This window comes from Kitasatospora sp. NPDC058406, from assembly GCF_042722765.1.
In the GTDB taxonomy this organism is placed as follows: Bacteria; Actinomycetota; Actinomycetes; order Streptomycetales; family Streptomycetaceae; genus Kitasatospora.
This window is the reverse complement of the sequence record NZ_JBHXKE010000028.1, coordinates 40,247-53,308: the sequence shown is the minus strand read 5'-3', so window position 1 is coordinate 53,308 and position 13,062 is coordinate 40,247. Positions and strand designations below refer to the sequence as shown.

Annotated in this window: 13 protein-coding genes; 5 read left to right on the top strand and 8 right to left on the bottom strand. The window is 74.6% G+C overall.

The features are described from left to right. Positions 1–238: 238 nt before the first annotated feature. From ACFWOG_RS08525 to ACFWOG_RS08505, 5 genes are all read right to left on the bottom strand, one after another. Complete coding sequence (locus ACFWOG_RS08525; RefSeq protein ID WP_380356091.1) at positions 239–1,534, bottom strand: multidrug effflux MFS transporter; 1,296 nt, start codon at positions 1,532–1,534, stop codon at positions 239–241. 165 nt (positions 1,535–1,699) lie between these two features. Next, on the bottom strand, positions 1,700–2,179 hold the full coding sequence (locus ACFWOG_RS08520; RefSeq protein ID WP_329949160.1) for a hypothetical protein: 480 nt from the start codon (positions 2,177–2,179) through the stop codon (positions 1,700–1,702). A 467-nt stretch (positions 2,180–2,646) separates the two neighbouring features. Beyond that, positions 2,647–3,531, bottom strand: a complete 885-nt coding sequence (locus ACFWOG_RS08515) for an alkaline phosphatase family protein (protein WP_380356088.1) — start codon at positions 3,529–3,531, stop codon at positions 2,647–2,649. A gap of 187 nt (positions 3,532–3,718) precedes the next feature. Then, entirely contained in the window at positions 3,719–4,105 is a 387-nt protein-coding gene (locus ACFWOG_RS08510) for an ADP-ribosylation/crystallin J1 (protein WP_329949159.1), read from the bottom strand. Positions 4,106–4,232: 127 nt separating this feature from the next. Next, on the bottom strand, positions 4,233–5,423 hold the full coding sequence (locus ACFWOG_RS08505; RefSeq protein ID WP_355399718.1) for an acyl-CoA dehydrogenase family protein: 1,191 nt from the start codon (positions 5,421–5,423) through the stop codon (positions 4,233–4,235). Positions 5,424–5,527: 104 nt separating this feature from the next. Between ACFWOG_RS08505 and ACFWOG_RS08500 the strand changes: the two genes are divergently transcribed. Then, positions 5,528–6,100 carry a GNAT family N-acetyltransferase gene (locus tag ACFWOG_RS08500; RefSeq protein WP_329949157.1) on the top strand — a complete coding sequence of 191 codons (573 nt, stop codon included), beginning with the start codon at positions 5,528–5,530 and terminating at the stop codon, positions 6,098–6,100. A 61-nt stretch (positions 6,101–6,161) separates the two neighbouring features. Beyond that, positions 6,162–6,479, top strand: a complete 318-nt coding sequence (locus tag ACFWOG_RS08495; RefSeq protein WP_329879474.1) for a hypothetical protein — start codon at positions 6,162–6,164, stop codon at positions 6,477–6,479. Between the two features lie 8 nt (positions 6,480–6,487). Here ACFWOG_RS08495 and ACFWOG_RS08490 read toward each other — a convergent pair whose 3' ends face one another. Both ACFWOG_RS08490 and ACFWOG_RS08485 read right to left on the bottom strand, forming a co-directional pair. Next, positions 6,488–6,796: an AzlD domain-containing protein gene (locus ACFWOG_RS08490; RefSeq protein ID WP_380356083.1), complete on the bottom strand. Its 309-nt coding sequence runs from the start codon at positions 6,794–6,796 to the stop codon at positions 6,488–6,490. Next, positions 6,796–7,680 carry an AzlC family ABC transporter permease gene (locus ACFWOG_RS08485; RefSeq protein ID WP_380356080.1) on the bottom strand — a complete coding sequence of 295 codons (885 nt, stop codon included), beginning with the start codon at positions 7,678–7,680 and terminating at the stop codon, positions 6,796–6,798. The genes ACFWOG_RS08490 and ACFWOG_RS08485 overlap by 1 nt, the downstream gene beginning before the upstream one ends. Positions 7,681–7,749: 69 nt before the next feature. Here ACFWOG_RS08485 and ACFWOG_RS08480 point away from each other — a divergent pair, with 69 nt between their 5' ends. After that, positions 7,750–8,400 (top strand): XRE family transcriptional regulator, encoded by a 651-nt coding sequence (locus ACFWOG_RS08480; RefSeq protein WP_329949155.1) that lies wholly within the window; start codon positions 7,750–7,752, stop codon positions 8,398–8,400. A gap of 92 nt (positions 8,401–8,492) precedes the next feature. Here ACFWOG_RS08480 and ACFWOG_RS08475 read toward each other — a convergent pair whose 3' ends face one another. Beyond that, a complete protein-coding gene (locus ACFWOG_RS08475) occupies positions 8,493–10,415 on the bottom strand; it encodes a cholesterol oxidase substrate-binding domain-containing protein (RefSeq protein ID WP_380356077.1) in 1,923 nt (640 codons plus the stop codon). 229 nt (positions 10,416–10,644) lie between these two features. Here ACFWOG_RS08475 and ACFWOG_RS08470 point away from each other — a divergent pair, with 229 nt between their 5' ends. Next, complete coding sequence (locus ACFWOG_RS08470; RefSeq protein WP_380356074.1) at positions 10,645–11,430, top strand: carbon-nitrogen hydrolase family protein; 786 nt, start codon at positions 10,645–10,647, stop codon at positions 11,428–11,430. 227 nt (positions 11,431–11,657) lie between these two features. Further along, positions 11,658–13,052 carry a class II fumarate hydratase gene (locus tag ACFWOG_RS08465; RefSeq protein WP_329879468.1) on the top strand — a complete coding sequence of 465 codons (1,395 nt, stop codon included), beginning with the start codon at positions 11,658–11,660 and terminating at the stop codon, positions 13,050–13,052. The last annotated feature ends 10 nt before the right edge of the window (positions 13,053–13,062 follow it).

Here is a 13,062-nt window from a genome sequence, read left to right as displayed (position 1 = left end):
GGGCTCCCGCCGCAGCCCATCTTCCTGGGGTGGACGCTCGCCCCCGCCCCCCCCGACAGGGGGGCCGCGCAGGGGTCCCCCCACCTGTCCTCGCGCCACCCCTGACGCGGTTCCTGCCGGAGTACCGCGGCACCGGCGGGACCAGGGCCGCAGGACGGCGCGGCGCGCTGCCGCGAAGGCAGCGGCCCGGCCGCCCCACGGGGGACGGGCGGGCCGGCCGGGCGCGTTCCCCGCCCCGCTACGCGACGGCCGGCTTCGGGGCGTCGGCCGGGGTCGACCTCCCGGGGCGGCAGAGGACGGCGTAGGACGTGGCGGCCAGCACCGAGCAGCAGAGCACGACGATCGCGAGCAGGACCGCCGACGGCTTGCCGCCCAGGCTGCTGAGCGGGGCGACGATCGCGCCGCAGAGAAACGTTCCTGTGCCGATGAGGGCGGAGGCGGAACCGGCGGCCTTCGGGGCGACCAGGCTCAGGGCGCGGGCAGCGGAGTTCGGGAGGACGATGCCGAGGCTGCCCATCATCACGAAGAGCGAGGCGCAGAAGGCGACCAGCCCGAGGTCCCAGACGGCGGTGACGAGGAACAGGGACACGCCCGCCGCGATGGACGTGCCGAGGCCCACCGTCATCAGCGTCCCGGCGGTGAAGCGGTGGGCGAGGACGCGGCCGTTCAACTGGGTGACACCGACGATCGCCAGCGAGTTGAGCCCGAACAGCAGGCTGTAGGTCTGCGGGGACACGTGGTAGACCTGCTGGAGCACCACCGAGGAGCCGCTGATGTAGCCGAACAGCGAGCCGAAGGCGAAGGTGCTGGTCAGCGCGAGGCCGAGGAATGGCAGCCGGCGCAGGAGTCCGCCCATGGTGTGCAGCGTCGTCCCCAGACCCCCGCCGTGCCGGGCGGAGGCCGGGAGGGTCTCCCGGAGGGCGACGAAGGCGATCAGGGTGAGCAGCAGGCCGAGGACGGCCAGGGCCCCGAAGGTGCCGCGCCAGGAGGTGACGCGGAGGAGCTGGGCGCCGACGAGGGGCGCGAGGATCGGGGCCAGTCCGGATATCAGGGTGATCGAGGCGAGGAAGCGGATCATCGCGACGCCCTCGAAGCGGTCGCGGGCCACGGCGCGGCCGATGACGAGCCCGGCGGCGCCGGCGGCGCCCTGGACGAAGCGGCTGGCGATCAGGACGGGCAGGTTGGGCGCGATCACGCAGACGATGCTGGCGACGGTGTAGACGACGAGGCCCGCGAGCAGGGGCGGGCGGCGGCCGAGGCGGTCACTGAGCGGTCCGAAGATCAGCTGGCCGGCGGCGACGCCGAACATCGAGAAGGTGAGGGTGAGCTGCACGGCTGCCGGTTCGGCGACGAGGTCCTCGGCGATCGCGGGGAGGCCCGGCAGGTAGAGATCGGTGGTGAGGGGGCCGAGGGCGACCAGGCCGCCGAGGACGGCGATGGTGGCGCGGCCGGGGGCGTCTGCGGTTCCGGGGTCGGTGGGGGCGGCGGGAGCGGTCGACGTGTCACCGGCGGGGCCGGCGGTCGAACCAGGCATGGGGCTCCTCTCGGAACGAACGCGGGAGTCGTGCTCGCTCCGTCCTACCCCAGCGGCCCGGCGCCCCGACAGTCGGGGTCCGCCGCGTGGCCCACGGCCCTCCCTCCGCCGCCCCCTGCCGACCGGGGGGCGGGCCCGTCGGTGCGGGGCCGTCGGGCGGGCCCGTCAGCGCGCGACGCGCTCGGCCCGCAGGGCGGCCTGGACGGCGGCGCCGTCCTGCCACGCGTAGAGCCGGTTGCCTGTCAGGGTCACGTTGTAGTGGCCGCAGGAGCCGGTGACCTTCGAGACGACGCCCTCCGGGAACCAGCCCGCCTTGAGGGTGGCCGGTGCCGGGTGGCCACCGCGGCCGGATGCGGTGGCGGTGCACCCGGCGGGCAGCCTGCCCTCCGGCAGGGTGGCGATCAGCAGGCGGTCGTCGCCGGTGGTCGAGGCCAGGTACCGGACGGAGGAGGCGTTGTCCGGCAGCCAGGTCGGCACCGAGTGGCGGCCGGCCTTGGCCTCGCTGCCGCTGGCGTAGCTGGACTGCTCCTGGTGCCGGCCGTCGTACCAGTCGACGACCCGAGGTCCGACCGCCACGGCCGCGGCGGCGACGGCCATGCCGGTGCCGGCCACTCCGAGTACGACCTTGCCCACGATGCCGTTCATGCCCGCCTGCCCTCTCCTCCTGTGGTGCCGCCCCGTGCGGCACCGCCACCACTGCTGTGCGGCGCGCCGTGCGGCACCGCCCGCCCGAGCCGTTGCCCGAGCCGTTGTCCGGACCACTGCCCGGACCACTTCCGTACCTCTGCCGGAACCGCTGTCCCCCGCGGCCGTCGCCGACCCGGTCCGGGGGCCGGCGCTCCGGTCGTCTCCCATCCTGGCCCGTCCGCCCCTGTCGGGACGTCACCAGCAAGTCGCGACCGTCCGCCGTCCTTGGGGGGTACGCCCTCCACCTTCAGGCGTACGCGAGGCCGTCCGGTCTAGGGGTTCACCCCGGTCGAGCCTGGCCCGGACGGGGCCGGGGCGCACCCGGCCGGGGCCGCCCGGGTGCGCGGGCCACCCGCTTGCCGGACACCGCACCGGGCCCGGCGTACCGGGCCCTCGTGCCGGGGCCGTCCGACCGTCAGGCCCCGTCAGGCCCCGGCCGGGACGGGCCGGGCGACGGGGAACGGACGGCCGTCCAGGGTCCAGTGCGGGTCGATCGGCCGGCCGAGGGCCGCGTACACCTGGGCGGCGACGTCCGGGTGGCGGATCTCGCCGGTGGGCGGCGCGGCGGGGATGTCCGGCCCCGCGCAGGCGACCCAGGCGGTGCGCTCCTCGGGGGTGCGTCCGCCGTGGCCCCCGGCGTCGACGTGGCCGTGGTCCGTGACGACGATGATCGTCCACGCCTCGTCGGCGTAGCCGGGCCTGGCCCGGACCGCGTCGAGCAGGCGGCCGAGCCGTTCGTCGGCGGTGCGCATCGAGGCGCGGTACTCGTCCCCGCAGCCGAGGAAGTGGGCCGTCTCGTCGACGGCGCCGAGGTAGACGAAGGAGACCTCCGGGTCGGCGGCGCGCAGGACGTCGACGGCCTCCCGGGTGACCTCCTCGTCGACGGCCTCCCAGGCTTCGGGGGTGTCCTCGGCGGGGGCGACGTAGCTGAGCCGGCCGGGTGCGCGGAACAACGGTCCGCCGGACTCGCCGATCACCAGCGGGTCCCAGCCGGCCGCGACGTAGGTGCGGCGGCGGTCCTGCCGGGCCAGCCTGGTGGTGAAGTCGGGGAAGACGTCGAGCCGGTTGCCGCCCAGGTGGTTGCCCCAGACGCCGTGCTTGGCGGGTTCGACGCCGGTGACGACGGTGGCCCAGCAGGGCCCCGACATGGTGGGCGTGGACTCCGCCACCGTGACGGGCGCCAGGAAGCCGGCCCCCGCGACCTCCGCCAGCCTCGGCATCGGGACCTGCTCCAGCAGGTCGTACCGGACGCCGTCGATTCCGACGACGAGGACCCGGGGCCGGGGGCGGGGCAGCGGTGGTACGGACATGAGGACGGTGGTTCCTTTCGCGGTGCGGGTGCCGGACCCGCCCGCGAGGGCGTCACCGACCGCGTCATGCTTCACGCCTTGCCGGACCACCAGGTGTCCTCCGGCACAACGCCGGGTGACCGTGCGGCGTCCGGTGTCACCGCGCGCGGGTCGTCGGATCGGGCGGCCGGGAGCCCGAACGGCCCGGTCACGACGCGGGCCGGAACTCGTGAACGACCTCGATGCGGCCGACGATGTGCCGGTTGAACTCGGGCAACTCCTCTGCGGGCACCCAGAGTTCGAGGATCGTCCGGCCGCCCGCCCGCCGCACGGGATAGCGGGCGAGGAACGCGGTCTCCACCTCGAACCGCGTGACGTAGCCGACCCCGGACGCGGGGACGTTCCAGTCGCGCGCGATGCGGACCGCGTAGTCCTCGTTCAGCACCGGGTAGAAGATCGGCTGGTCGGGGAGGCGGGGCGGCCAGGCGCGCCGGTCCGCGGCCTCGACCAGGGCCAGCTCCGCGGGACCGGTCGGGCGCCAGAGGGTCGTGGTGGGCGTGACTGGGGTGACGGGCTGCGCCGTCGGGCCGTTCATGGTCACCGAAGGTATCCATGAACGGCCCGACGGACGAACCGTTTTTCCCGTGCGGTGCCGCCGCGGACGCCGCGCGGGACCGGCCCGGACCCGGCCGGTGGCGACGGTCCGCAGCCGGGACCGGCTGTCAGCGGTAGGCCGACTCTCCGGTGATGGTCTCCCCGAGGACGAGGGTGTGGATCTCACCGGTGCCCTCGTACGTGAGCACCGATTCGAGGTTGTTGGCGTGCCGCAGAACGGGGTACTCGGTGGTGATCCCGTTGGCGCCGAGCACGGTGCGGGCACTGCGGGCGATCTCGAGCGCGGCACGGACGTTGTTCAGCTTGCCGAAGCTGATGTGCGCCGGGCGGGCCGCCCCCTCGTCCTTGAGCCGGCCGATCCGCAGCGCGACCAGGTACGCCTTCTCGACCTCCAGCATCATCTCCACGAGCTTCTGCTGGGTGAGCTGGAACCCGGCGATCGGCCGGTCGAACTGGATCCGGCTCTTCGCGTAGTCGAGCGCGGTGGTGTAGCAGTCGCGGGCGGCGCCGACGGTACCCCAGAGGATGCCGTAGCGGGCCTCGTTGAGGGAGGAGAGCGGTCCGCGCAGGCCGCTGACGCCGGGCAGGACCGCGTCGGCGGGCAGCACGACCTCGTCGAAGGCCAGTTCGCTGGTGACGGACGCCCGGAGCGAGAGCTTGCCGTGCACGTCGGTCGCGGTGAAGCCGGTCGTGCCGGGTTCGACCAGGAAGCCCCGGACGCCGTCCTCGGTCTGCGCCCAGACGACGGCGACGTCGGAGACGCTGCCGTTGGTGATCCACATCTTGGAGCCGGAGAGCACCCAGTCGGCGTCCTCGCCGGCGCCCTTGCGGCGGGCCCGGGTCCGCATGTTCGCGGGGTCGGAGCCGAAGTCCGGTTCGGTGAGGGCGAAGCAGCCGATGAGTTCACCGGCCGCGAGACCGGGCAGCCAGCGCTGCTTCTGCTCCTCGGACCCGAAGGCGTGGATCGAGCGCATGGCCAGCGAGCCCTGGACGGAGACGAAGCTGCGCAGCCCGGAGTCGGCGGCTTCCAGCTCCATGCAGGCGACGCCGTAGGCGGTGGCGGTGGAGCCGGTACAGCCGTAACCGTCGAGGTGCATGCCGAGGACACCGAGGGCGCCGAGCTCCGGGGCGAGTTCGCGGGCCGGGAAGACGCCCCGCTCGAACCAGTCTCCGACGTGCGGGCGGATCCGCTCGTCGGCGAACCTCCGCACGGTGTCGCGGACGAGCCGCTCCTCGTCGGTGAGCAGGTCACCGACGGCGAGCAGGTCGGCGGGGTCGATCCTGGTCGGCTTCGCCATGGGAGCTCCTTGTTAGTCTCGGCGGGTGCCGGTCGCAGCGCTGGGTACCGGCGAGTATTCCGCACGGGCCCTGCCTTCGGAGGACCGGCGGCGAGGGAGTGAGCATGTACACAGTCCGGCGGCTGGCGGCGGGCGAACTGCGGGACTCGGCGGGGCCGCTGGCCGAACTCCTGGTCGACACCGTCGGCAGCGGCTCCTCCCTCGGGTTCCTCGCCCCGCTCGACGCCGCCGAGGCCGCCGGCTGGTGGCGGGCCCTGGCCCCGGACGTCGCGGCCGGCCGGCTGCTGGTCTGGGCCGCGCACCACGACGCGGACCACCGGATCGCGGGGACGGTGCAGCTGCGCCCGGCGACCCCCGCCAACGGCCGGCACCGGGCGGAGGTGGCCAAGCTGATGGTGCACCGGGCGGACCGGGGCCGGGGGCTGGCCGGCCGGCTGCTGACGGCACTGGAGTCGGCGGCCGTGGAACACGGGATCCGGACCCTGGTCCTGGACACCGAGACGGGAAGCCCCGCCGAGCGGCTGTACGCGGCGGCGGGCTGGACCCGGGTCGGCACCGTGCCGGACTACGCGACCGACCCGTCCGGGACGCCGCACGCGACGACCGTCTTCTACAAGGCACTGCCCGCGGAACCGGCCGCCGGGCCGGACGTCCGCCCCGGCCGGGACAAGCTCTAGGATGACCGCTCTCGCACACGGGCGGGATGCGGGGGACGTGACGAGACGTGAGGGGTGGACCGTGGCGCGTTGGGCATTGGTCGTCCAGGAGACCGACGGAATAGGCGACGACCGGATCTGGGGCACCAAGGTGCTCGCCGAGATCGAGGGCAGCCGCGAGGACGCCCTCGCCGAACTGCGGAAGCTGGTCCCGTCGTACACGCCGCAGCACCCGTTCAACAGCCGCCGGCGCACGCTGCTGCGGGACGGCGACACCTACATGCTGATCTCCCGGGGGAGCATGCGGGACTACCACTGCGTCTTCAAGGTGTGGGAGCTGTTGTGGGACAGCAAGCGCCCGGAGGTCCAGCAGGAGCGGCTCACCGACGGAACCCGCTGAGCATCGGCTCAGGAGACCCCGGCGAGCCGGAGCAGCGCCGTGGTCGCGGCGGCCGCCACCACCACGAGCGGGAACGGCGCGCGGCGAAGTACGAGGACCCCGGCCACCAGGACGCCGGCCGGGCGTGCCCAGCCCGCGAAGTCGTGGCCCTGCGTGAAGGTTCCGGTGGCGACCAGGGCGACCAGCAGGACGGCGGCGGCCACGGCGAGCAGGTGGCGTACGCGGTCCGAGACGGTGAGCCGGTCACCGAGCAGCGGGCCGGCCATCCGGAACGCGTAGGTGCCGACGGCCAGCAGCAGGACGGCGAGCAGGGGCATCAGTGGACCTCCTCGGCGAGGGGGGTCGGCCGGCTGCGGTCGGCCGCGCCTCCGGCACTGTCGGCGGGGGCGGACGGGGCCGCGTCGCCGGACGGGCCGGCCTTCGCGGCGGAGTCCGAAGGGCAGCCGGCCGGGTCCGCGGGGACGGCGGGATCGGCGGGATCGGCGGTATCGCCGGGCCGGGCGGGATCGGCGGGATCGGCGGGCCGGGCGGGACCGGCGGGGCGCCGGGCGAACAGCAGGCCGGCCAGGGCGAGCAGGACCGGGACGCCGGCCGGCAGGAACGGCGTGGCGGCCACCGCGACCACGGCGCCGGCCAGGGCGGCCGTCCGGGTGCGGGGGTCGGTGAGCGACGGCAGGACCAGGGCGAGCAGCACGGCCGGGAAGGCCGCGTCGAGACCGAGCGCGTCGGTGTCACCGATCATTCCGCCGGCCGCGGCGCCGACCAGCACGGAGGCGTTCCAGACGGCGAACAGGGCGAGGCCGCAGACCCAGTAAGCGGCCCGGCGCCGCCGCCGGTCGGGCTGGAGCAGGGTGAAGGCGACGGACTCGTCGGTCAGGAGCTGCGCGCCCAGCAGTCTCCGCCACCAGGGGCCGTCGAGCACGCCGGCGACGGTGAAGCCGAAGGGCAGCAGGCGCGCGTTGAGCACCAGCCCGGTGGCGACGGCGGCGAGCGCGCCGCCGCCGGAGAGGACGACGCCGATGGCCGCGAACTGGGCACCGCCGGCGAAGACGAGGACGGACATGACGACCGGCACCCAGAGCGGGAGACCACCGGAGACGGTGATCGCCCCGAACGAGGCGCCGACCAGGGCGTCGGCGAGACAGACCAGGGCGATGTCACGGAGCGTGGAACGTTCCAGGGTTCGGAGGAGCGAACGCATGTCCAGTAGAGTGAACCCCATGGCTGCCGTTCGTCAAGGCGAACGCTTGGACCTGTGGAGCGAACGCGGATGAGTGACACCAGCGACGGGATCCCCCCGACCGACCGCCTTGCCCGGCCCTCCGGTGCCGGCGCCGGCAGCGGCCAGGGATCACACCCGGGCTCCGCCACCGGATCGGAGCTGATCGGGCTGATCGCGGCGTCCATCCGGCGCGAGCGCGAGCGCACCGGCCTGTCGATGGCCGAGCTGGCCCGGCGCGCGGGGATCGCCAAGTCGACGCTCTCGCAACTGGAGTCGGGCGCCGGCAATCCCAGCGTCGAGACGCTCTGGGCGCTCGGCGTCGCCCTGGACGTGCCGTTCAGCCGGCTCGTCGACCCGCCGCGCCCGGTGGTCCGGGTGGTGCGGGCAGGCGAGGGCCCGATCACCCACTCCGAGCGGGCCGACTACGCCGCGACCCTGCTCGCCTCCTGCCCGCCCAACGCCCGCCGCGACATCTACCGGATCGACGCCCAGCCCGGCGAGACCCGGGCCTCCGACCCGCACATGACGGGGACGGTGGAGCACGTCCTGCTGGGTGCCGGACGGGCGCTGGCCGGGCCGACGGAGGCACCGATCGAACTGGGGCCGGGCGACTACGTGAGCTACCCGGGGGACGTCCCGCACGTCTTCCGGGCGCTGGAACCCGGCACCCTCGCGGTGATCGTGATGGAGCACATCTGACCGGACGTCGGACGGGTTCCGTCCGGCTCACACCCGCAGGACCCTCAGGTCCTCAGGTCCTCGGCCCCTCACGCCTTCACGCCTTCACGCCTTCACGCCCTCAGCAGCCGGTCGAGGAAGGGGTTGCCGAAGACCCGGTGCGGGTCGTGCCGGTCGAGCACCGCGATCGCCTCGTCCCACCCGGGCCCGCCGCCGTCCCGGTGGCTGGCGGGGATGACCCGGTCGAGGACGTCCGGGTCCGCCCAGGCCGCGTCCTCGGTGTAGGCCCAGCCCTTCGACCACTCGACGCGCAGACCGGCCCTGGTGCCGTCGAAGGAACGCAGCAGGGCCTGTTCGAGGTCCCTGCCGAAACGGTGCAACCCGGGCGTGTTGGGGAAGCCGAGCACGTCGAGCCAGACGGCGGTGTCCCACTCGGGCCGGTCGGGACGCGGGCGCAGCGCGGAGAGCAGCGGCGGGCGCGCCCCGGGCACCCCGGACCACGCGGGGTCGTCCAGGCCGGTGACCCGGATCTCCACCGCGCCGTTCACCGGGAACTCGCCCCGCGCCCGGTAGGCGTCGAGCAGCGTCCGGTACCGGTCGGCGAACTCGGCCACCACCCACTGGAGATCGGCCCGACGGGCGAGGATCGCGTAGCCGTTGGCGGTGACCCGCAGGGTGGTGGGCCGCACGTACTGGAGCAGGGTGCGGGACGGACCCCAGAGGTCGGAGCGCAGGCCGCCGGCGAGCAGGTGGGTGAGCACCTCGCCGGTGAGCAGGTCGCGGATCAGACCGCCCGAGAGCAGGATGTCGGTGATGTCACCGGTGAGCGCCACCTTGGCGATCAGGTACTGGAGTTGCCCGAAGAGCGGGGCCACGGCCCAGGAACCGCCGACGAGTTCACCGGCCAGACGGGCGACGGGCTCCGGAATCGAGTCGGAGAAGGGGTAGTTGTAGGGCTCGTCGACGGCGCGGGAGCCGAACGGGCGGGTCGGGGCGACGCTCCAGGTCTTGAGCCAGGGGCGGTCGGTGTAGGCGAACCAGATGGCCTCGGCGCGGCCGTCCCGTTCGACGAAGTCGGCGAAGGTGCGCGGCCGGCCGGCGGTACCGGGCCGGGCGAAGAGTTCGGCGGCCGGGATGTCCAGCCGGCTGACGCAGCGCAGCGGCCGGTCGGCACCGGCCCGGAGGACCACCTCCGTGAGGAACGCCCGGCCGAGGTGGACCAGGAAGGCGGCGCTGTCGGCCTCGGACCGGTCGAAGGTGCGCAGGGCGTACCGGTCGGTGGCCGGGTCGTGGACGACGGCCGTGAGCCGGGTGACCTGGTTGCTGACCGAACCGTAGCCGTGTCCGTCGGGCCGGAGTTCGCCGGCCGCGGGGACGGCGGTGCCGTGGCCGCCGATCGCGAGCACGCCCCCGACGGTCAGTTCGCCCGGGGCCGGCACGGCGGTGAGGCCGAGACCCCGGCCGGCCAGGTGGGCGAGCAGGTCCTCCATGGTGGCGCCGGTCTGGACCCGGACGGTGGTGGGAGAGTCGGCGGTGATCGCGGTGAGGTGGCGGGTGGTGTCCAGCAGCAGGACGCGGGCCGCCCCGGGGGTGCCGTCGGCGACGGTGAGCGGTGCCCAGGTGTGCCGGTACCCCTGGGGGCGCAGCCGCCAGCCGTGGGCGCGCGCCCAGTCGGCGAGCGCGGGGATCTCCTCGGGGGTGCGCGGGGCACAGGTCCAGAGCTGGTCGGTGCGGACCTCGCCCGACCAGTTCTGGTAGACGCTCCGGGTGATCTCGGTGCCGGCGGGCAGGTCGGGCGGGGGCGGGAGGGCGGGGAGGGCGGCGGCCTCGGCGCCGTCCGGTCCGACGGTGCCGCGCAGCAGCCAGGCGCCGGTGCCGAGCGCGGCGGTGGCGCCGAGGAGACGCCGACGGCTGAGGCCGGTCGGGGCGCCCCGGTCAGGGCGGCCGTCGTGGTGGCCGACGCCGCCGGGGTCGCCGCTACCGTGACCGTCCCTGCCGCTGCCGCTGCCGCGATCGTCGTGCTGTGGTGTCGCCATGCCCGCCCCTGTCGATCGGCCCCGGCGGACCGGGGCCCGGATGGTTCCCCCGGTTCGGGGCGAGCGTACGGAGCGGACCGTTCGGGCACGGGGCGACGCCTCGCGATCTTCACTCGATCAGGTGAACCTTGCCCCGTTCTGCGACAGGCTCGTAGGTTAAGAGTGATCACCATCCCGGATCACGCCCGATCACTCTCGATCCCACCTGATCACGCCCGGAGGCCCCACCGTGCCCGCGCCCGAGTCCGAGTCCGCGCCCGCATCCGCATCCGCATCCGCATCCGCATCCGCATCCGAGTCGGCTCCGCTGACCGTCGCCGTCGCCCAACCCGTCTGCGCGGAGTCCGGCCGGCCCGACACGGTCGTCCTCAACGTCGAACGGCACGCCGCCACCGTCCGGGAGGCCGGGACGCGCCTGGTGGTGTTCCCCGAGTTCTCGCTCACCGGGTACGACCTGGACGCACCCGCCCTCGCTCCCGGTGATCCCAGGCTGGCGCCCCTGGTCGCGGCCTGCGCCGAGACCGGCTCCGTCGCGCTGGTCGGCGCGCCGGTGGCGGACCGGGACGGGCTCGAGTACATCGGCACGCTGGCCGTCAGCGGCCGGGGCGTCGAGGTCGCCTGCCGGAAGACCCACCTGCACGGGCAGGAGGTCGAGCGGTTCGCCCCGGCCGGGACGCCGTCCGTCCTGGAGCTGGACGGCTTCCGCCTCGGCCTCGCCGTGTGCGCCGACGTCGCCGAGCCCGGGCACGCCGAGCGGACCGCCGGGCTCGGGATCGACGCCTACGTCGGCTCCGCCCTGTACGGGGTGAGCGAGTCGCAGCTGGCCAGGCGCGACAGCCACATGCGCGAGCGGGCCACCGCCCACGGGGTGTGGGGCGTGCTGTCCACCGGCGCGGGCGCCAGCGGCGACTTCGCGGAGACCTCGGGCGGCTCCGGCGTCTGGGCGGCGGACGGTTCGCTGGTCGTCCAGGCCGGCGACGGGGCGGGCGAGATCATCCGCGTCGAGCTCCGGTAGGCCCCTCCCGGGGCGGCTCCGACGGCGCCGCCCCGCCGATGCCGCAGCCCTGCTCCGGGTTCGGAAATACCCGGGGCCCGCGCGCGGCTGTGGTGATCGGAAGCGGGACCCGGAACCGGGACCCGGACCCCAGACCCGAGAGCGAGGGCCCGGGAACGGGCGCCGTACGGCCGTCGGACGGCCGGGGAACGGCGCCCGCCCGGACCGACCAGGAGGTGCGGCGCGCGATGGCCGACGAGCAGGAGTACCGGACCGAGCACGACTCGATGGGCGAGGTGCGGGTGCCCGCCGCAGCGAAATGGCAGGCGCAGACGCAGCGGGCGGTGGAGAACTTCCCGGTCTCCGGCCAGCGCCTGGAGCGGGCGCACATCGCCGCGCTGGCGCGGATCAAGGCCGCCGCCGCCCGGGTCAACGCCCGGCTCGGGGTCCTGGACGAGGAGACGGCCGAGGCCGTCGCGGCCGCCGCCGACGAGGTCGCCACCGGGCAGTGGGACGCCGAGTTCCCGGTGGACGTGTTCCAGACCGGCTCGGGCACCTCGTCCAACATGAACGCCAACGAGGTGATCGCCACCCTGGCCGGCGAGCGGCTGGGCCGACCGGTCCACCCCAACGACCACGTCAACGCCAGCCAGTCCTCCAACGACGTGTTCCCCTCCTCGATCCACATCGCCGCCACCGCCGCCGTCACCCACGACCTGATCCCGGCGCTGGAGCACCTCGCGGAGGCGCTGGAGCGCAAGGCCGCGGAGTTCGCGCTGGTGGTCAAGGCCGGCCGGACCCACCTGATGGACGCCACGCCGGTCACCCTGGGCCAGGAGTTCGGCGGGTACGCCGCGCAGGTCCGGCACGGGCGGGAGCGGCTGCTGGCCACGCTCCCCCGGGTGGCCGAACTCCCTCTCGGCGGCACGGCCGTGGGCACCGGCATCAACACCCCGCCCGGGTTCGCGGCGGCCGTGATCGAGGAGGTGGCGCGCGCCACCGACCTGCCGCTGACCGAGGCGAGGGATCACTTCGAGGCGCAGGGCGCGCGGGACGGACTGGTCGAGCTGAGCGGCCAACTGCGCACCGTCGCAGTCGGGTTCACGAAGATCGCGAACGACCTCCGGTGGATGGGATCCGGCCCGCGCACCGGCCTCGGCGAGCTCAACCTGCCGGACCTGCAACCCGGCTCGTCGATCATGCCGGGCAAGGTGAACCCGGTGCTGCCCGAGGTGGTGCTGATGGTCTCCGCCCAGGTGATCGGCAACGACACGACCGTCACGGTGGCCGGGGCGAGCGGGAACTTCGAGCTCAACGTGATGCTCCCGGTGATCGCGCGCAACGTCCTGGAGTCGGTCCGGCTGCTCGCCAACAGCGCCCGGCTGCTGGCCGACCGCGCCGTGGACGGCCTCACCGCCAACGTCGAGCGGGCCCGCGAGTACGCCGAGTCGTCCCCCTCGGTGGTCACCCCGCTGAACCGGTACATCGGGTACGAGGAGGCGGCGAAGGTCGCCAAGCAGGCACTGGCCGAGCGGAAGACGATCCGGCAGGTGGTGCTGGAGCGCGGGTACGTGGAGCAGGGCCGGCTCACCGTCGAGCAGTTGGACGAGGCCCTGGACGTGCTGCGGATGACGCGGCCGTAGGACAGCACCC

Coding starts and splice junctions, on each gene's coding strand:
- ACFWOG_RS08525 (WP_380356091.1), bottom strand. CDS start 1,534: ATGCCTGGTTCGACCGCCGGCCCCGCCGGTGACACGTCGACCGCTCCC.
- ACFWOG_RS08520 (WP_329949160.1), bottom strand. CDS start 2,179: ATGAACGGCATCGTGGGCAAGGTCGTACTCGGAGTGGCCGGCACCGGC.
- ACFWOG_RS08515 (WP_380356088.1), bottom strand. CDS start 3,531: ATGTCCGTACCACCGCTGCCCCGCCCCCGGCCCCGGGTCCTCGTCGTC.
- ACFWOG_RS08510 (WP_329949159.1), bottom strand. CDS start 4,105: ATGAACGGCCCGACGGCGCAGCCCGTCACCCCAGTCACGCCCACCACG.
- ACFWOG_RS08505 (WP_355399718.1), bottom strand. CDS start 5,423: ATGGCGAAGCCGACCAGGATCGACCCCGCCGACCTGCTCGCCGTCGGT.
- ACFWOG_RS08500 (WP_329949157.1), top strand. CDS start 5,528: ATGTACACAGTCCGGCGGCTGGCGGCGGGCGAACTGCGGGACTCGGCG.
- ACFWOG_RS08490 (WP_380356083.1), bottom strand. CDS start 6,796: ATGCCCCTGCTCGCCGTCCTGCTGCTGGCCGTCGGCACCTACGCGTTC.
- ACFWOG_RS08485 (WP_380356080.1), bottom strand. CDS start 7,680: ATGCGTTCGCTCCTCCGAACCCTGGAACGTTCCACGCTCCGTGACATC.
- ACFWOG_RS08480 (WP_329949155.1), top strand. CDS start 7,750: ATGAGTGACACCAGCGACGGGATCCCCCCGACCGACCGCCTTGCCCGG.
- ACFWOG_RS08475 (WP_380356077.1), bottom strand. CDS start 10,415: ATGGCGACACCACAGCACGACGATCGCGGCAGCGGCAGCGGCAGGGAC.
- ACFWOG_RS08465 (WP_329879468.1), top strand. CDS start 11,658: ATGGCCGACGAGCAGGAGTACCGGACCGAGCACGACTCGATGGGCGAG.